Annotated in this window: 9 protein-coding genes; 6 read left to right on the plus strand and 3 right to left on the minus strand. The window is 72.7% G+C overall.

Features of this window, described 5'->3' with window-relative positions; genetic code table 11:
• The first annotated feature begins 153 nt into the window (after positions 1-153).
• The 3 genes from ACGFRF_RS12810 to ACGFRF_RS12820 all read left to right on the plus strand — a co-directional run bounded on the left by ACGFRF_RS12810 (position 154) and on the right by ACGFRF_RS12820 (position 5,421).
• A complete protein-coding gene (locus tag ACGFRF_RS12810; protein ID WP_393739038.1) occupies positions 154-1,194 on the plus strand; it encodes an SMI1/KNR4 family protein in 1,041 nt (346 codons plus the stop codon).
• Between the two features lie 10 nt (positions 1,195-1,204).
• Positions 1,205-4,318: an SUKH-4 family immunity protein gene (locus ACGFRF_RS12815; RefSeq protein ID WP_393739040.1), complete on the plus strand. Its 3,114-nt coding sequence runs from the start codon at positions 1,205-1,207 to the stop codon at positions 4,316-4,318.
• A gap of 230 nt (positions 4,319-4,548) precedes the next feature.
• Complete coding sequence (locus ACGFRF_RS12820) at positions 4,549-5,421, plus strand: cellulose-binding protein (RefSeq protein ID WP_393739365.1); 873 nt, start codon at positions 4,549-4,551, stop codon at positions 5,419-5,421.
• Between the two features lie 63 nt (positions 5,422-5,484).
• On the opposite strand, the gene ACGFRF_RS12825 is transcribed toward ACGFRF_RS12820, so the two are convergent.
• The 3 genes from ACGFRF_RS12825 to ACGFRF_RS12835 form a co-directional block, all read right to left on the minus strand.
• Positions 5,485-7,125: a cation acetate symporter gene (locus tag ACGFRF_RS12825; protein WP_393739042.1), complete on the minus strand. Its 1,641-nt coding sequence runs from the start codon at positions 7,123-7,125 to the stop codon at positions 5,485-5,487.
• Positions 7,122-7,523, minus strand: coding sequence for a DUF485 domain-containing protein (locus ACGFRF_RS12830; protein ID WP_393739044.1), 402 nt, complete (start codon positions 7,521-7,523; stop codon positions 7,122-7,124). The genes ACGFRF_RS12825 and ACGFRF_RS12830 overlap by 4 nt, the downstream gene beginning before the upstream one ends.
• 456 nt (positions 7,524-7,979) lie before the next feature.
• Positions 7,980-9,476 carry an MFS transporter gene (locus ACGFRF_RS12835; protein WP_393739046.1) on the minus strand — a complete coding sequence of 499 codons (1,497 nt, stop codon included), beginning with the start codon at positions 9,474-9,476 and terminating at the stop codon, positions 7,980-7,982.
• A 407-nt stretch (positions 9,477-9,883) separates the two neighbouring features.
• Here ACGFRF_RS12835 and ACGFRF_RS12840 point away from each other — a divergent pair, with 407 nt between their 5' ends.
• The 3 genes from ACGFRF_RS12840 to mfd all read left to right on the plus strand — a co-directional run bounded on the left by ACGFRF_RS12840 (position 9,884) and on the right by mfd (position 17,075).
• The gene (locus ACGFRF_RS12840) at positions 9,884-10,672 is read left to right on the plus strand and encodes an ABC transporter ATP-binding protein (RefSeq protein WP_393739047.1); all 789 of its coding nucleotides are present in this window, start codon (positions 9,884-9,886) and stop codon (positions 10,670-10,672) included.
• Positions 10,669-13,251, plus strand: coding sequence for an ABC transporter permease (locus ACGFRF_RS12845; RefSeq protein WP_393739049.1), 2,583 nt, complete (start codon positions 10,669-10,671; stop codon positions 13,249-13,251). Before ACGFRF_RS12840 ends, ACGFRF_RS12845 begins: the two co-directional genes overlap by 4 nt.
• A gap of 290 nt (positions 13,252-13,541) precedes the next feature.
• Entirely contained in the window at positions 13,542-17,075 is a 3,534-nt protein-coding gene (gene mfd / locus ACGFRF_RS12850; protein ID WP_393739051.1) for a transcription-repair coupling factor, read from the plus strand.
• The last annotated feature ends 294 nt before the right edge of the window (positions 17,076-17,369 follow it).

Genomic DNA, 17,369 nt, shown 5'->3' on the forward strand with positions numbered 1-17,369 from the left:
GGTGGGGTGACGGCTGGTCACGGAAGCGTGGGGGGTGGTGTGCGCGGGGATGCGGTGGGCCGGTGACCGGGGTTCGTGTTCCGCATAGGCTGTCGCCATCCGCGATCGACACCGCCGTTCAGGCCAGAGAGAACGCCGCAGGGGGCAACCGCCATGACGACAGGTCGGCTCGGGCTGGGGGCACCGCCCAGCGGCCAGGCTGGGGGACAAGCCGTGCCGCCGAACGCGGCCTATGCCGGGCAGGTCGTGCACTTCCCGGATCCGGTTCGGGCGGCGCGTCACCCGAGAGGGGTACGGGTCGATGAGCGTGGTTACCCGGATTTCTCGCCGTACGCGCGGGTGGCGGCGGAGATCGCCGAGCCGCCTGAGGGTTTCGGTGTCGATGAGTTGCGGCTGACGGATTTCGTGTCGGCGAACGCGGCGTTGGCGGCGGCGGGGCACGAGTTGTGGGACACGGTGCCGGATGTGGCGACGCCGCACGGCTGGACGTGGCATCACGTGGCGGGTACGCGGCGGCTGGAGTTGGTTCCGGTCGAGGTGAAGGCGTTGCTGCGGCATCACGGTGGGGTGGCGACGGCGTCGGTGGATCATGCCAAGCGGGGGACGCGGCCGTTGCAGGAGACGCGTCCGGCGCATTTCGGGTTGCCGAAGTCGGGTGTGGCGGTGACGGAGGCGCAGGTGCAGGGGGTCGAGGAGGACCTCGGGTACCGGCTTCCTGGTGCCTATCGTTCGTTTCTGAAGGCTGCGGGTGGTTGTGCGCCGGTCGGTACGGCGTTGGACGCGGAGCTGGGGCTGTTGGTGGACCAGCCGTTCTTCACGGTGCGGGACGAGGCCGCGGTCAATGATCTGGTGTATGTCAACAAGTGTCTGCGCGATCATCTGACGAAGGATTATCTGGGTGTCGCGTTCGTGCAGGGTGGTCTGCTCGCGGTGAAGGTGAAGGGCGAGCGGGTCGGTTCGGTGTGGTTCTGTGCGTACGACGATGTGCGGGATGTGGATCCGTCGTGGTCGCCGGCGGAGCGGGTGGAGCGTCTGCTGCTGCCGTGCGGTGATGATTTCGACGCTTTCCTGTCCCGGTTGGCCGGTAGTCCGCCGGAGTTGGAGACGGTGGCCGATCTGATGGTGGACGGCGGTTTCGCCCGTGTCGTCCCGGTGTCTTCCGGCTCGGCGTCTTCCGGCCCGGTGGGGGAGTGAGCTGCAGGCGATGGTGACCTACGCGCAGGCGCAGGAGCGCGCCGAGGAGTGGATCAACGGCGATGTCCCCGCGTATCAGCATCGTGAGGTGCGGGTGCGGGAGTTCGAGCTGGGTTTCGTGGTGTGGGGCGAGGACCGTGCGGAGGGCCCGCGTTCGGATGCGGGCGGGCAGCGGCTGGTCATCGCCCGGGACAGCGGGGAGGCGACGCTGTGGCCGGCGTTGCCGGTGGGTGAGGTGATCCGCCGGTACGAGGAGGAGTACGGCCGCGCCGACGAGCCGCAGGACGCGGTGCCGTCGGCTGCCGCGGTTCGTGTGGACCTGAATCAGACGTCGTTCCTGCTGTCTCCTCCGGAGTGGTTGCAGGAGGCGGCGGACAAGCTGGGCCTTGAGGACCGGCGGCCCGGCGGCGAGGGTGGTGCCGGGGCTTCGCAGGGGGCTTCTGCGGGGGTTGCCGCTGGTGCTGGTGCCGGTGGGTCGGATGCCGGTGGTGGTGTGGGGGCCGTTTCTGGTGGTGCGGGGCCGGCGGAGACGCGGGCCGGGGTGCCGGGGGCTTCCGGGGCGTTCGGTGGGGTGCAGGGGGGCGCTGGTGCGTCCGGCCCGTCCAGCCCGTCGAGCCGGCCCGGGATGCCCGATAACCCCGGTGGCCCTGGGGTGCCGAGCCCGTTCGGTGCTCCCGGTGGGCCTGGCGTGCCCAGCCCTTCCGGTGCGCCCGGTGCGCCCGGTGGTGGGGCGGTGCCCGGGGCCGGCCCTGCTCCGGCTGACACGCCTGCGGGGTCCACGCCCTGGGCGGGTACGGACACCAATGCGGAAGCCGGTGAGGACGACCGTTCCGTGCCGTTGCCGGCGACGGTGTTCGCGGCGCCGTTGAGCGACTCGGACGATGAGCGGCCGCGGCCGCCGGCGGCGGCGCCGGATGCGAAGACGGCATTGATGTCGGGGGGCAGTCAGCTGCCGCCGACGGCGGTCGCGCCGGCGCTCGATGCCTCGAACGGGCCGGGAGCGCAGGGCTTTGCGCCCGGTGCGCACGGTGGCCCGTCCACCGCTGGTGGCGCTCCGGGGGCGCCCGGTGCCGCGTACGCGCCGGGCGGGCCGGCGGCACCTGATGCCGCTGCCGCTCCCGGTACTTCCGCTGCTCCTGGTGCGCCGGGTGTCCCGCAGGGCAGCACGCCGGCGCCGCCGCCCGGCACGCCGCCGTACGGCTACCCGCAGGCGCCCGCAGCGCCGGGTACGCCCCCGCCGGGGGCGCCCGCCCGTCCGTCGGCGCACGGCACACCGCCCGCGCCTCCCGCTGCTCCGGGCTACGGCTACCCGCAGGCGCCGGGCGGTGCGCCGAACGCGCCGCAGCCCCCGGCGGGACCGGGTGCGCCCGCGCGGCCTCTCGCACCCCACGCCGGTGACATCGCGGACGCCGCGACGAGCAAGGCGGCGCCGCCGCCGAAGAAGGCGCGCGGTGGAGTGGGTGCGCCGCCCCCTCCGCCGGGCGCCCCGGGTACGCCGGGCGCGCGCCCGGGGAGTGGGGCGCCTGCGCCCGCGCCGGGTGCGTCCGCGGGCGGCTATGTGCCCACGCAGCTTGTGTCGGCGCTCGGACCCGAGGGGCCCGAGGGGCAGGTCGGTGCCGGTGGCGCGGACGGCGCCCAGGTGCCGGGCGCGCCGAATGCGCCGGGCGGTACGCCTCCGGGCAACGTCCACCACGCGGCCACGGTGTTGGCCGACCCCAGCCAGTTGGGTGGGGGTGCGCCGCAACCTCCAGGTGCTCCGGGTGCCCCCGGTGTTCCGGGCGCGCAGGGCGGCCCGGGTGCCCCTGGCATGCCGAACCCGCCCGGCGCTCCCGGGGCCGCGAACGCCCCGGGTATGCCTCCCGCGCCCGGCGCACCGCAGCCCCCGGGTGCCCCCGGCGTGCCTCCCGCGCCCGGCGTACCGCAGTCGCCCGGCGCTCCGGGTGTGCCTGGTGTCCCTGGTGCGCCCGGTGCGTCCGGTGGTGGGCGAGGTGCCGTGCACCATGCCGAGACCGTGCTGTCCGCGCCCCCCGTGGCCGGCCCCGGCGCACCCCCGCCGCCCGTGCCTGGCATGCCGGGCGTTCCGCAGCCGATGCCGCCGGGTGCCCCGGTGCCGGGGCAGCCTCCGGCGTACGGGTATCCGCAGCAGGGGCAGCCGACGGTCGGCCCCGGTTACCAGGCGGTGCTGCGGTATCGCGCGCAGGACGGTTCGGAGCAGCAGCTGATCCGGCGTTCGGCGCCGGGCACGCCGCACCCGGAGTGGCAGATCTTCCACGAGCTGCGCGCCATGAACGTGCCGCCGGACCAGGTGCTGGAGCTGCACACCGAGCTGGAGTCGTGCGAGCTGCCGGGCGCCTACTGTGCCCGGATGATCCGGGAGCAGTGGCCGCAGGCGCGGATCGCGAGCATCGCGCCGTACGGCACGGACCACGCGAGCCGGCAGCAGGGCATGCAGCAGTTGCTGGCGCACCAGGGTGAGTTGCATCAGGTGGCGGACGGTCCCGCGCGGCCGGCGCCGGTGCGGGCGCCGCTGCCGCCGGTGCAGGCCGCGCCGGCGATCCCGCCGGAGGGGATCGCGCAGGAGCTGGCGGCGGCGTTCGGGCCGGGGGTCTTCCGGTTCGAGCAGCAGGCGGTGTCGCGGCAGGGTGTGCCGCCGATCGTGGCGCACATGCTGGTCGTGGCCGGGTTGCCGCTGGACATGGGCCCGTTCTTCTGGGCGCAGGCGCAACCGGGCCGGCCGGTGCCGACGCTGGCGGAGCTGGCGGTCGAGCGGGGGGTGCAGCCGGCGGCGGACGCGGGGTCGTACCTCGTGATGGGCACCGACTTCGGCAAGGCGATCTGTGTGCAGTACGGCACCGCGAACATCGTGGCCGTGCCGGTGGAGGCGGGGCCGGGTGGTGCTCCGGTGCCGCCGCAGTTCGTGAACAGCGGGCTGCCGGAGTTCGCGCGCTGCCTGGCGCTGCTCGGCCGGATGTGGCGCCTGCGGTACGGGCTGAACCAGGAGCAGGCGGGCCGCTGGACCGTCGACTTCCAGGCGCAGCTGGCCTCCTTGGACCCGGCGGCGCTCGGCTCTCCGGAGAGCTGGTGGTCGGTGCTGCTGGAGCAGATGTGGGACGGGCTGCTGTGACGTCCTCGCTGACGTGAGCGGGGGGCCGGGGTGTGCCCGTCACCCATGAGGAGGGTGTGCTCCGGGCGCCCCGGTCCGCCACGCCGACCGCGAAGTGTGATGTTTCGGCCGTGACGTGACTGCGGAGTGTCGCGTTATGAACACCTATGTCCGATCCATCAAGATGTGCGCGAAATCATCCTGTCGTGTACGTCCGGTGGAGAGGGGTTTCCAGGGTGAGCAGCGCATCGATGCCGCCGCACGACTTCGTGACGGTCCGGGGGCGCGGCTACCGCCCCGATCAGGTCGACGCGTACGTGGCGGCGCTGTCGCAGCGCCGGGACGCCGCGTGGGAGCGCGCCGCACGGCTGACGGTGCTCGCCAAGGAGATGGGGGCGGAGGCCGCGCGACTGCGCGAGACCGTCTCCCGGCTGGCGCCGCAGACGTACGAGGCGCTCGGCGAGGGCGCCCGCCGCCTGTTCCAGCACGCGCTGGACGAGGCGGCGGACATCCGGGAGCGCACCAGGCGTGCGGCGCACGAGCACCTCGCGCAGGCCGAGGCACGTGCCGAGGACGTCCGCCGGGAGGCGCAGGAGGCGGCGGACGCGCTTCGCGCGGAAGCCGACGAGCGCGCCCGCCAGGTGCTCCTGGCCGCGAGCGCCGAGGCCGACGACATCCGCGTCGGCGCCCGCCGCGAGGTGAAGGAAGGGCGCGGGGAGGCCCTTGCCGCGTTGCGCGAGGTACGGCAGCGCACCACCGGCATGCTCGCCGAGCAGTCCCGGGAGCACGCCGAGCGCTGGGCGCAGGCCGAGCGTGAGGAGGCCGAGAAGGTGGCCGAGCTCGACGCCCGGCTCGCCGAGCGGGTCAGCCGGGCGGAGCACGCGCTGTCCGAGGCGGAGCGGGAGTTCGGCGAGGCCGAGGAGTCCGCCCGCCGCTGCCAGGAGGAGGCACACGCGCGTGCCGCCGACATCGTCGCCGACGCGCGTGCGCGCGAGGAGCGCATCGCCCGGGAGACGGAACAGGTGCTGCGCGAGCACGGCGAGACCTGGGACGTCGTACGGGCGCACATGGACAGCGTGCGCAGCAGCCTGATCACGCTGACGGGCCGGGCCGCACTGGAGTAGCGGCCCGCCAGTCGTGCCCGGCGGGCCCGGTCGTGCCCGGTGCCCGCAGGCCCGGCGGCCGCGTCACTTGCGCACCGCTCCCGCCAGGATCCAGCCCTCCACGGCCTCGTACTGGCGCCGCTGCTGCTCCGCCTTCGCGCGGCCCGACACCACCGTGCCCAGCCAGCCGAAGAAGAAGCCGGCCGGGACGGAGACGATGCCGGTCGTGGTGAACGGGAACCAGTTGAAGTCGGCGTGCGGGAAGGCCGAGACCGGCGAGCCGGAGACGAGGTTGGTGCCCGGCATGAGCAGCAGCACGGTCAGCGAGCCACCGATGAGCGTGCCCAGCAGTCCGCTGCGGGTGTAGCGGCGCCAGAACAGGCCGTAGACCAGGGCCGGGGCGAGGGCCGAGGCGCCCAGGGAGAAGGAGAGCGTCACCAGGGGCTGCAGGCTGTGGTGCTGCACCAGGGTGGCCAGCAGGATGGTCGGGACGCCTATGGCGAGCGCCGAGAGGCGGGCCAGGGCCATCTCGCGGCGGGCCGGCATCTCCTGGACGCGGGCCGCGAAGACGTCGTGGGCCAGGGAGTTGGCGCAGGCGAGGATCATCCCGGCCACCGAGGCGAGCAGGGTCAGGAAGATCGCGGTGGTGACCATGGTGAACAGGAAGGTGTCCGCCGTCGACACGTCGGCACCGAACGCCGCCCGGGAGCCCAGCAGGTACGCCGTGTTGCCCTGCGGATCGGCCGCGGCGATCACCGCACGGCCGACCAGTGCCGTGGCGCCGAAGCCCACCACCGTGATGACGAGCACGAACAGGGCGACGATCGACACCGCCCAGGACATCGAGCGGCGCACCTGGCGGGCGCTGGAGGCGGTGTACATGCGCATGGTGATGTGCGGCAGGCAGGCGCCGCCGAGCACCACGGTCAGCTGCGAGGCGATCATGTCGACGCGGGACCTGGTTCCGGTGCCGAACTCCAGTCCGGAGCGCAGGAAGGCGGGCCCGGCCCCGCTCTGCCGTGACGCCGTGGTGAACAGGGCGCCCGGATCCCAGTCGAAGCGGCGCAGGATCAGCAGGGCGACGACGGCGCCCGATCCGACCAGCATCACGATCTTCAGGATCTGGATGAGCGCGGTGCCCTTCATGCCGCCGATCGCCGCGTAGGCGATCATCAGGGCGCCGACCCCCACGAGGCATCCGGTCTTCAGGGACTCGTTGCTGAAGCCCAGGAGGAAGGCCATCAGCTGGCCGGTTCCGGCGAGTTGGACCAGCATCAGCGGCAGCAGCGCGGCGATCGTGACCGCGCACGCCGTGATGCGCACACAGCGGCCCGGCAGCCGGCGGGCCAGCGCGTCGCCCATGGTGAACCGGCCCGCGTTGCGCAGGGGTTCGGCCAGCAGGAACATCAGCAGCATCAGCGACAGCGTCGTACTGAGGGCGAGGACGACCCCGTCGTACCCGCACAGGGCGATCACTCCGCCGGTGCCGAGGACGGTGGCCGCGGAGATGTAGTCGCCGGCGATGGCGAGGCCGTTGCGCAGCGGGGACAGGGAGCCGTAGCCGGTGTAGAACTCGTCGAGGTCGTCGCGGTCGGGGCCGGTCATGACGCACAGCAGCAGGATCACCGTGGCGACGGTGGAGAAGGCGACCAGGGACATGGCCTGGGCGGAGTCGCTGAAGCCGGTGGAGCCCGGGGCGGCGGGGTCACCCGCGGCGCTGGTCATCGCACCGCTCCTCGCCGCGCGTTGAGTTCGGCCTCCTTGCGGATGCGGTCCGCGAGCGGGTCGACGTGCCGGCGCGCGGTGTGCTCGTACAGGGCGATCGCGAGCCAGGTGACGGGGAGTTGCAGGAGGGCGAGCAGCAGGCCGGCGGGGATGCCGTCGGCGACCGTGCTCGTCATGACGCCGGGCGCGCACGCGGACAGGATCAGGAACAGCGTGAAGTAGCCGAGCGCGGTGAGCGTGGCGGTACGCCGCTGCCAGCGGTACGCGCTGCGCAGCACGCGCAGGTCGCTGTGGTGGCCGAGGGGTTCGCGGGGCGGCCGGTGGGCGGGGCGGGGCGGTTCGGGCGGGGCGGGCTGCCAGGGGTAGGTGTACGACGGGGGCGGCGGGTCGTAGGACATCCCGGGGCTCCTTGCGCGGCTCGGGTCCGTGGCGGCGGACCGCAGGGAGGGGGAGCGGAGCCACGCACGCTACTCGCGGAGTCCGGGCCGCGCGGCGTTTTCCCCAAACTGGCCAGTCGGTATGCGCTTGCTGCGCGGAAACACCTGCGGAGCCGGGCTGTCCCCCGCGTCGGCGAACGAGGACCGGCCGAATCCGGAGCCTCCGGCCGTGCCCTCCGGACAGCGTCCCGACGCGCTCACGCGCGCGTGCGGGTTCGTGTGCCGTGGTCGGCGTTGTGGGGAGGGTTCGAGGGGGCGTTCACACGCGTGTACGGGTCCGTGTGCCGTGGTCGGCGTATGTGGGCAGGGCCCGAGGGGGCGTTCACGCGTGTGTGCGGGCCCGTGTGCGGCGGTCGGCGCGTTCTGGGGAGGTCCGGGGGACGTGGCCGGCGGCGCTGGGAAGGACCGAGGGGACGCTCACTCGTCGCGCACCGGGAACCTGCGCGGCGCCACCAGCAGCAGCACCAGGAAGGCCAGCGCCGCCGCGCCGGCCGCGCCGAGGTACACCGCGTGCACCGCCTCGGCGATTGCCCGCCGCGTCGCCTCCGGGGCCGTACCGGCGTCCAGCGCGCCCGTGACGGAGTCCAGATCGCCGGCCCCGCCCAGCCGCGCGGCCAGCACGCCGTTGGCGACGGCGCCGAACAGGGACGCGCCCATGGTCTGCCCGGTCTGCCGGCAGAAGAGGACGGACGCGGTCGTGGTGCCCCGCTCCGCCCAGCCCACCGTGGACTGCACCCCCACGATCAGCGGCAGCTGGAACAGCCCCAGCGCTCCGCCCAGCAGCAGCATCAGCAGTGTCGGCTGCCACCACGACCCCGGATACGGCAGGAACGGGAACGCGCACAGGATCAGCGCCGCCAGCCCGATGCCGAGCAGCGCGGTGTCCCGGAAGCCGATGCGCCGGTAGACGTGCTGGCTGAGCGCCGCCGACAGCGGCCAGCTGAGCGTCCACACCGACAGCACGAATCCGGCGGCCACCGGCGCGAGGCCGAGCACCGACTGGGCGTACGTCGGCAGGAACACCGCCGGCGCCACCATCAGCAGCCCCAGCGCGCCGAGCGCGAGATTGACGGCCGCGATCGTCCGGCGCCGCCACACCCACCCCGGGATGATCGGCTCGGCCGCCCGCCGCTCCACCCCCACCACGACGGCGGCCAGCGCCAGGCCTGTACCGAACAGCGCCAGCGACGGCGCGGACAGCCACGGCCACGCGACCCCGCCCTGCACCAGCGCGGTCAGCAGCACCCCGCCGCACGCGAACACCGCCAGCGCGCCGGGCCAGTCCACGCGCGCGCGGGCGGGGGCCTCCCGCTCGGGCTCGTGCAGGTGACGGACGATCAGCCACAGCGCGGCGGCGCCGATCGGCAGGTTGACCAGGAAGATCCAGCGCCAGTCGGCGTAGGTGGCGAGCACTCCGCCGAGCCCCGGTCCGGCGACCGCCGACACCGCCCACACCGTGGACAGCTTGGACTGGATCTTCGGCCGCTCCGCCAGCGGGTACAGATCGGCGGCGAGCGTCTGCACGGTGCCCTGCAACGCCCCGCCGCCCAGTCCCTGCACGATCCGGAACGCGATCAGCGCCCCCATGTTCCAGGCCACCGCGCACAGCAGCGAACCCAGCAGGAACACCGCCGCGCCGACCACCAGCACCGGCTTGCGGCCGAAGGTGTCGGACAGCTTGCCGTACACGGGGAGCGTGACCGTCACGGCGAGCAGATAGCCGGAGAACAGCCAGGAGAAGACGGAGAACCCACCGAGATCGCCGACGATCTGCGGTACGGCGGTGGAGACGACGGTGGAGTCGAGCGCCGCCAGGGCCATCGCCAGCATCAGTGCGGCGACGACCGCGCCTCTGCGGCGGGTGCCCTGCTCCGTGCCGGCGCCGTTGCGTATCGCGGGTGTCGTACTCCCCACCGGATCCCCTCCCGTGCCCCTTGCACCTGTGTCCGCCGGCACAGCTTCCCACTTGACCCTGACGTGACGGGAGGGTGGAACCTGTCCGGGCCGAAGGGGGGAGCCGGCCCCGAGAAGGACTCCACCCGTCGGTGGAGGACCCCTAGGGGTTCCTCCGTACTACGGCTCGGGGAGGGTTCGTACCGCCGGAGGACGAGACGGACCCGGTGCCGTCCTTAACCTGGCTTCACGCCGCCGGGGGCGGCTGACGGAACCGGCGGGGGTGGGGTTTTCCCCCGCACAAGAGGGGGCTCCGCACCAGCGCGCGGCACCCCCTCCCGCCGCGAGACTCATCGACGTACCCGAACGAACGCACCGGCCCGCCGGGGCGCACCGACCGACTTGCTGACCGACATAGGAGATATACCGTGACATCGGCTGTGACCATTCCCAGGCACGGGGGCACTGGAGGGCGTACGGCCGTTGCCGCACGGGCGCGGCAGGTCGTGAAGGCGTACGGGTCCGGGGAGACCCGTGTCGTCGCCCTGGACCATGTCGACGTGGACATCGCCCGCGGCCGGTTCACCGCGATCATGGGCCCCTCGGGGTCCGGCAAGTCCACCCTGATGCACTGCCTCGCCGGACTCGACACCGTGACGAGCGGTCAGATCCACCTGGACGAGACCGAGATCACCGGCCTGAAGGACAAGAAGCTCACCCAGCTGCGCCGGGACCGGATCGGGTTCATCTTCCAGGCGTTCAACCTGCTGCCGACGCTGAACGCGATCGAGAACATCACGCTGCCCATGGACATCGCCGGCCGCAAGCCGGACCGGGCCTGGCTGGACCGGGTCGTGGAGACCGTCGGGCTCGCCGGACGGCTCAAGCACCGGCCGACCCAGCTCTCCGGCGGCCAGCAGCAGCGCGTCGCCGTGGCCCGCGCACTCGCCGCCCGCCCGGAGATCATCTTCGGGGACGAGCCGACCGGAAACCTCGACTCGCGCGCCGGAGCCGAGGTGCTGGGCTTCCTGCGCCGCTCGGTGGACGAACTCGGCCAGACCATCGTGATGGTCACCCACGACCCCGTGGCCGCCTCCTACGCCGACCGTGTGCTCTACCTCGCCGACGGCCGGATCGTCGACGAGATGCACCAGCCGACGGCCGAGCAGGTCCTGGACCGCATGAAGGACTTCGACGCCCGGGGGCGCACGTCATGACCGTCCTGAAGACCTCGATGCGCAACTTCTTCGCGCACAAGGGCCGCATGGCGCTTTCGGCGGTCGCGGTGCTGCTGTCGGTGGCGTTCGTGTGCGGCACCCTGGTGTTCACCGACACGATGAACACCACCTTCGACAAGCTGTTCCAGGCGACCGCCTCGGACGTGACGGTCAGCGCCGAGGGCTCCTCCGACACCGGCCAGACCACCTCCCGCACCGGCAAGCCACCGGTCGTGCCGGCCTCCGTCCTCGGTGAGGTCCGCGCGGCCCGGGGCGTGAAGTCGGCCGAGGGCACGGTGTTCTCCACCTCGGTGACCGTCGTCGACGCCGACCGGGACAAGCTGTCGCCGAGCAGTGGTGCGCCCACCATCGTCGGCAGCTGGAACGGCAACGACGCCCGCACCATGGAGATCACCTCCGGTACCGCGCCCAAGGGCCCGGACCAGGTGATGGTCGACGCCGACACCGCCGACAAGCACGGCCTGAAGCTGGGCGACGAGATCGGCATGATCTCCGTCGTGGGTACGCACCACGCGCGCGTGTCCGGCGTCGCCGCCTTCAAGGTCACCAACCCCGGCGCGGCGATCTTCTACCTGGACACGAAGACCGCCCAGCGGACCCTGGTCGGGCGCACCGGCGTCTACACCAACGTCAACGTCACCGCCGCCCAGGGCGTGACCGACGCGCAGCTGAAGAAGAACGTCACCACCGCCCTCGGGCACGACTACAAGGTGCAGACCGCCAAAGAGGTCGCCGACGCCAACCAGAAGGAAGTCCAGAGCTTCCTGAACGTCATGAAGTACGCGATGCTCGGCTTCGCCGGGATCGCCTTCCTGGTCGGCATCTTCCTGATCATCAACACCTTCTCCATGCTGGTCGCCCAGCGCACCCGCGAGATCGGCCTGCTGCGCGCCATCGGCTCGTCCCGCAAGCAGGTCAACCGGTCCGTGCTGGTCGAGGCGCTGCTGCTCGGCGTGCTCGGCTCCGTGCTCGGCGTGGGCGCAGGCGTCGGCATCGCGATCGGTCTGATGAAGCTCATGGGCCAGATGGGCATGCACCTGTCCACCGACGACCTGACCGTCTCCTGGACCACCCCCGCGCTCGGTCTGCTGCTCGGCGTGGTCGTCACCGTCCTCGCCGCCTACCTGCCCGCCCGGCGCGCAGGCAAGGTCTCCCCGATGGCCGCTCTGCGCGACGCGGGCGCCCCGGCCGACGCCAAGGCCGGTGCCGTCCGGGCCGTCCTCGGCCTGCTCCTCACCGCCGGCGGCGGCTGGAGCCTGTACGTCGCCGCCACCGCCGACAAGGCCAAGACCGGCTCGGGCTGGCTGGGCGTGGGCGTGGTGCTCACCCTGATCGGCTTCGTGGTCATCGGCCCGCTGCTCGCCGGCGGACTGGTCCGCGTCCTCGGCGCGGTCATCCTGCGGATCTTCGGACCCGTGGGCCGGATGGCCGAGCGCAACGCGCTGCGCAACCCGCGCCGCACCGGCGCCACCGGCGCCGCCCTGATGATCGGCCTGGCCCTGGTGGCCTGCCTGTCGGTGGTCGGCTCCTCCATGGTGGCCTCCGCCACCGACCAGCTCGACAAGACGGTGGGCACGGACTTCATCATCCAGGGCGACCAGGAGTACGACCTGATCAAGCCGCAGATGGTGGAGAAGATCAAGGACACGCCGGGCCTGGAGCGGGTCACCGAGTACAAGCTCCTGGACGCGTCCCTGACCACGCCGGACGGCCGCGTCTCCAAGAAGGAGACCATCAACGCGGCCGACCCGACCTACGCGCAGGACCTGCACACCAAGACCGTCGCCGGCAACCTCGCCGACGCCTACAGGCCCGACTCGATGTCGGTGTTCGAGGGCTTCGCCAAGAAGCACGGCATCAGGCTCGGCTCCACGGTCGCGGTCGACTTCGAGGACGGCAGGACGGCGAAGCTGACGGTCCGCGCGATCACCAGCGACGACGTCGTGGTCGACAAGGGCGCGATGTACGCCTCCATCGCCACGGCCGCGAAGTACGTGCCGGCCGGGCGGATGCCCCTCGACCAGCTGGTGTTCGCCGCCGCCGAGGACGGGCAGGAGGCCGCCGCCTACAAGGCGCTGAAGTCGGCGCTGCGCGACGACCCGTCCCTGACCGTGCGCGACCAGACCGACTACAAGCAGGCGCTGAAGGACCAGATCGGCCAGCTGCTGAACATGATCTACGGCCTGCTCGCCCTCGCGATCATCGTCGCGGTCCTCGGTGTGGTGAACACCCTGGCGCTGTCGGTGGTCGAGCGGACCCGGGAGATCGGTCTCATGCGGGCCATCGGCCTCTCCCGCCGCCAGCTGCGCCGCATGATCCGCCTGGAGTCCGTGGTGATCGCCGTCTTCGGCGCCCTGCTGGGCCTCGGCCTCGGCATGGGCTGGGGCGCGACCGCCCAGAAGCTCCTCGCGCTGGAAGGCCTGAACGTCCTGGACATCCCCTGGCCGACGATCATCGCGGTCTTCATCGGCTCGGCCTTCGTGGGCCTGTTCGCCGCGCTGATCCCCGCGTTCCGGGCAGGCCGGATGAACGTACTGAACGCCATCGCGACGGACTAGCCAGCCGCACATTCCGGCCACCGCATACGGGGGTTGCGGGGGAGAGCCCGGTGCCGGGGAGTCCAGAGGGACTCTCCGGCACCGGGCTCTCTGCGCTCGCCCCGTCGACGACCCGAGCCGGCCGGCGCAGGCAGCGGCCGGGGTGCGGGTGCGGGGGAGCCCCGTGGGCGGCCGACCGGAGTTGTCCACAGCCCCCGACGCCCACGGCGGCAGCGTCGTAGGCTGGACACCCCCGGCTGCCCCCCGCACCGGGCTGCTTGCGTTGCCCACCCCTGGACGGAAAAGCCCACATGAGCCTGCACGGTCTGCTCGACGCCGTCGTCAAGGACCCCGCCCTCGCGGAAGCGATCACGGCGGCCGCGGACGGCAACCGCATGCACGTCGACCTCGTCGGCCCCCCGGCGGCCCGCCCCTTCGCGGTCGCCGCCCTGGCCCGCGAGGCCGGCCGCCCGGTGCTCGCGGTGACGGCGACCGGCCGCGAGGCCGAGGACCTCGCGGCGGCCCTGCGCTCCCTGCTGCCCGCGCACGGCGTCGTGGAGTACCCCTCCTGGGAGACCCTCCCGCACGAGCGGCTCAGCCCCCGCAGCGACACCGTCGGCCGCCGCCTCGCCGTCCTGCGGCGCCTCGCCCACCCCCGCCCCGACGACCCCGAGACCGGCCCGGTCTCCGTCGTCGTCGCGCCCGTGCGCTCCGTGCTCCAGCCCCAGGTCAAGGGACTGGGCGACCTGGAGCCTGTGTCCCTGCGGACGGGTCAGAGCGCCGATCTGAACGAGGTCGTGGAAGCCCTCGCGGCCGCCGCCTACGCGCGCGTGGAACTGGTCGAGAAGCGCGGCGAGTTCGCCGTGCGCGGCGGCATCCTGGACGTGTTCCCGCCCACCGAGGAACACCCGCTGCGCATCGAGTTCTGGGGCGACGACGTCGAGGAGATCCGCTACTTCAAGGTCGCCGACCAGCGCTCCCTCGAAGTCGCCGAACACGGTCTGTGGGCGCCGCCGTGCCGCGAGCTGCTGCTCACCGACGACGTGCGCGCACGCGCGCGTGCCCTCGCCGAGGACCACCCCGAGCTGGGCGAACTCCTCGGCAAGATCGCCGAGGGCATCGCCGTGGAGGGCATGGAGTCCCTGGCGCCGGTCCTCGTGGACGACATGGAGCTGCTGCTCGACGTGCTGCCCAAGGGCGCCATGACCGTCGTCTGCGACCCGGAGCGGGTCCGCACCCGCGCCGCCGACCTCGTCACCACGAGCCAGGAGTTCCTCCAGGCATCCTGGGCGGCCACGGCGGGCGGCGGCGAGGCCCCCATCGACGTGGGCGCGGCCTCGCTGTGGTCCATCGCCGACGTCCGCGACCACGCGCGCGAGCTGGACATGATGTGGTGGTCGGTGTCCCCGTTCGCCGCCGACGAGACCCTGGACGCCGACACCCTCAAGCTCGGCATGCACGCGCCCGAGACCTACCGCGGCGACACCGCCCGGGCCCTCGCCGACACCAAGGGCTGGCTGGCCGACGGCTGGCGCGCGGTGTTCGTCACCGAGGGCCACGGCCCGGCCGCCCGCACGGTGGAGGTGCTCGGCGGCGAGGGCATCGCGGCCCGCCTGGACGGCGACCTCGGCGAACTGAGCCCCTCCGTGGTGCACGTCTCCTGCGGCTCGATCGAGTACGGCTTCGTGGACCCGGCGCTCAAGCTCGCCGTCCTCACCGAGACCGACCTGTCCGGCCAGCGCACCGCCGGCCGCGACGGCGCCCGTATGCCGGCCCGCCGCCGCAAGACCATCGACCCCCTCAGCCTGGAGGCGGGCGACTACATCGTCCACGAGCAGCACGGCGTCGGCCGCTACATCGAGATGGTGCAGCGCACCGTGCAGGGCGCCACGCGCGAGTACCTGGTCGTGGAGTACGCGCCCGCCAAACGCGGCCAGCCCGGCGACCGGCTCTATATCCCGACCGACCAGCTGGAGCAGATCACCAAGTACGTCGGAGGCGAGGCACCCACCCTGCACCGGCTCGGCGGCGCCGACTGGACCAAGACCAAGGCCCGCGCGAAGAAGGCCGTCAAGGAGATCGCCGCCGACCTGATCAAGCTCTACAGCGCGCGCATGGCCGCCCCCGGCCACGCCTTCGGCTCCGACACGCCCTGGCAGCGCGAGCTGGAGGACGCCTTCCCGTACGCCGAGACCCCCGACCAGCTCACCACCATCGCCGAGGTCAAGGAGGACATGGAGAAGTCCGTCCCCATGGACCGCCTGATCTGCGGCGACGTCGGCTACGGCAAGACCGAGATCGCCGTACGGGCCGCCTTCAAGGCCGTACAGGACGGCAAGCAGGTCGCCGTCCTCGTCCCGACGACCCTGCTGGTGCAGCAGCACTTCGGGACGTTCTCCGAGCGGTACGGGCAGTTCCCGGTGAACGTGAAGGCGCTCTCCCGGTTCCAGACGGACACCGAGGCCAAATCCGTCCTGGAGGGCCTGAAGGACGGCGCGGTGGACGTCGTCATCGGCACCCACCGCCTGTTCTCCTCCGAGACCAAGTTCAAGGACCTGGGCCTGGTCATCGTCGACGAGGAGCAGCGCTTCGGCGTCGAGCACAAGGAGCAGCTGAAGAAGCTCCGCGCCAACGTCGACGTGCTCACCATGTCCGCGACCCCGATCCCGCGCACCCTGGAGATGGCGGTCACCGGCATCCGCGAGATGTCCACGATCACCACGCCCCCGGAGGAGCGGCACCCGGTGCTCACCTTCGTCGGGCCGTACGAGGAGAGGCAGATCGGCGCCGCCATCCGCCGCGAACTGCTGCGCGAGGGCCAGGTCTTCTACATCCACAACCGCGTCGAGTCCATCGACCGCGCGGCGGCCCGGCTGCGCGAGATCGTCCCCGAGGCGCGCATCGCCACCGCCCACGGCCAGATGTCCGAGGCGGCCCTGGAACAGGTCGTGGTCGACTTCTGGGAGAAGAGGTTCGACGTGCTGGTGTCGACCACGATCGTGGAGTCCGGCATCGACATCTCCAACGCGAACACGCTGATCGTGGAGCGCGGCGACACCTTCGGCCTGTCCCAGCTGCACCAGCTGCGCGGCCGCGTCGGCCGAGGCAGGGAGCGCGGCTACGCCTACTTCCTCTACCCCCCGGAGAAGCCGCTCACCGAGACCGCGCACGAGCGCCTGGCGACCATCGCCCAGCACACGGAGATGGGCGCCGGCATGTACGTGGCGATGAAGGACCTGGAGATCCGCGGCGCCGGAAACCTGCTCGGCGGCGAGCAGTCCGGCCACATCGCGGGCGTCGGCTTCGACCTGTACGTCCGCATGGTCGGCGAGGCGGTCGCGGACTACCGGCGCCAGCTGGAGACCGGCGAGATCGAGGAGGAGCCGCCGCTCGAGGTCAAGATCGAACTGCCCGTCGACGCGCACGTCCCGCACGACTACGCGCCCGGCGAGCGGCTGCGCCTGCAGGCCTACCGGGCCATCGCCTCCGCCAACACCGAGGAGGACATCAAGGCCGTCCGCGAGGAACTCACCGACCGCTACGGCAAGCTGCCCGAACCGGTGGAGAACCTGCTGCTGGTGGCCGGGCTCCGGATGCTGGCGCGCGCGTGCGGCGTCGGCGAGATCGTGCTGCAGGGCACCAACATCCGCTTCGCACCGGTGGAGCTGCGCGAGTCGCAGGAACTGCGGCTCAAGCGGCTGTACCCGGGCACGGTCATCAAGCCGGCCGCGCACCAGGTGCTGGTCCCGCGCCCGAAGACCGCGAAGGTCGGCGGCAAGCCGCTGGTCGGCCGCGAACTGCTGGGCTGGGTGGGAGAGTTCCTCGCCTCGATCCTGGGGTCGTAGGAAGTCCGGTACGGGACGGGGCGCGCGTTCGGATCGGTGAACCGGCTCGGACAGCCGGGGCGCCACCGCGCCCGCCCCGCGCCCTGCGCCACCGCGAGCAGGTGGGCCCTACGAGCAGGTTGCCCTAGAGCAGGCGGGCTACAGAGCAGGCGGCGCTGCGGGCAGGCGGGGCTGATCATCTTCGAACGCGGCTGCCGGCGGCTGCCGCGGCACGGTCGCCCAGCGCATCGTTCCACCAGGACCGTCGCCGGCCCCCCGCGGACTGCTGCCCCCGTACCCCACCCTCGGCACAGG

It is taken from the genome of Streptomyces sp. NPDC048521 (assembly GCF_043199855.1).
Classification (GTDB): Bacteria; Actinomycetota; Actinomycetes; order Streptomycetales; family Streptomycetaceae; genus Streptomyces.

Bases quoted from the DNA above. Each gene is read 5' to 3' on its own strand.
- ACGFRF_RS12810 (WP_393739038.1), top strand. From the start codon at position 154: ATGACGACAGGTCGGCTCGGGCTGGGGGCACCGCCCAGCGGCCAGGCT.
- ACGFRF_RS12820 (WP_393739365.1), top strand. From the start codon at position 4,549: ATGCCGCCGCACGACTTCGTGACGGTCCGGGGGCGCGGCTACCGCCCC.
- mfd (WP_393739051.1), top strand. From the start codon at position 13,542: ATGAGCCTGCACGGTCTGCTCGACGCCGTCGTCAAGGACCCCGCCCTC.
- ACGFRF_RS12830 (WP_393739044.1), bottom strand. From the start codon at position 7,523: ATGTCCTACGACCCGCCGCCCCCGTCGTACACCTACCCCTGGCAGCCC.
- ACGFRF_RS12845 (WP_393739049.1), top strand. From the start codon at position 10,669: ATGACCGTCCTGAAGACCTCGATGCGCAACTTCTTCGCGCACAAGGGC.
- ACGFRF_RS12815 (WP_393739040.1), top strand. From the start codon at position 1,205: ATGGTGACCTACGCGCAGGCGCAGGAGCGCGCCGAGGAGTGGATCAAC.
- ACGFRF_RS12825 (WP_393739042.1), bottom strand. From the start codon at position 7,125: ATGACCAGCGCCGCGGGTGACCCCGCCGCCCCGGGCTCCACCGGCTTC.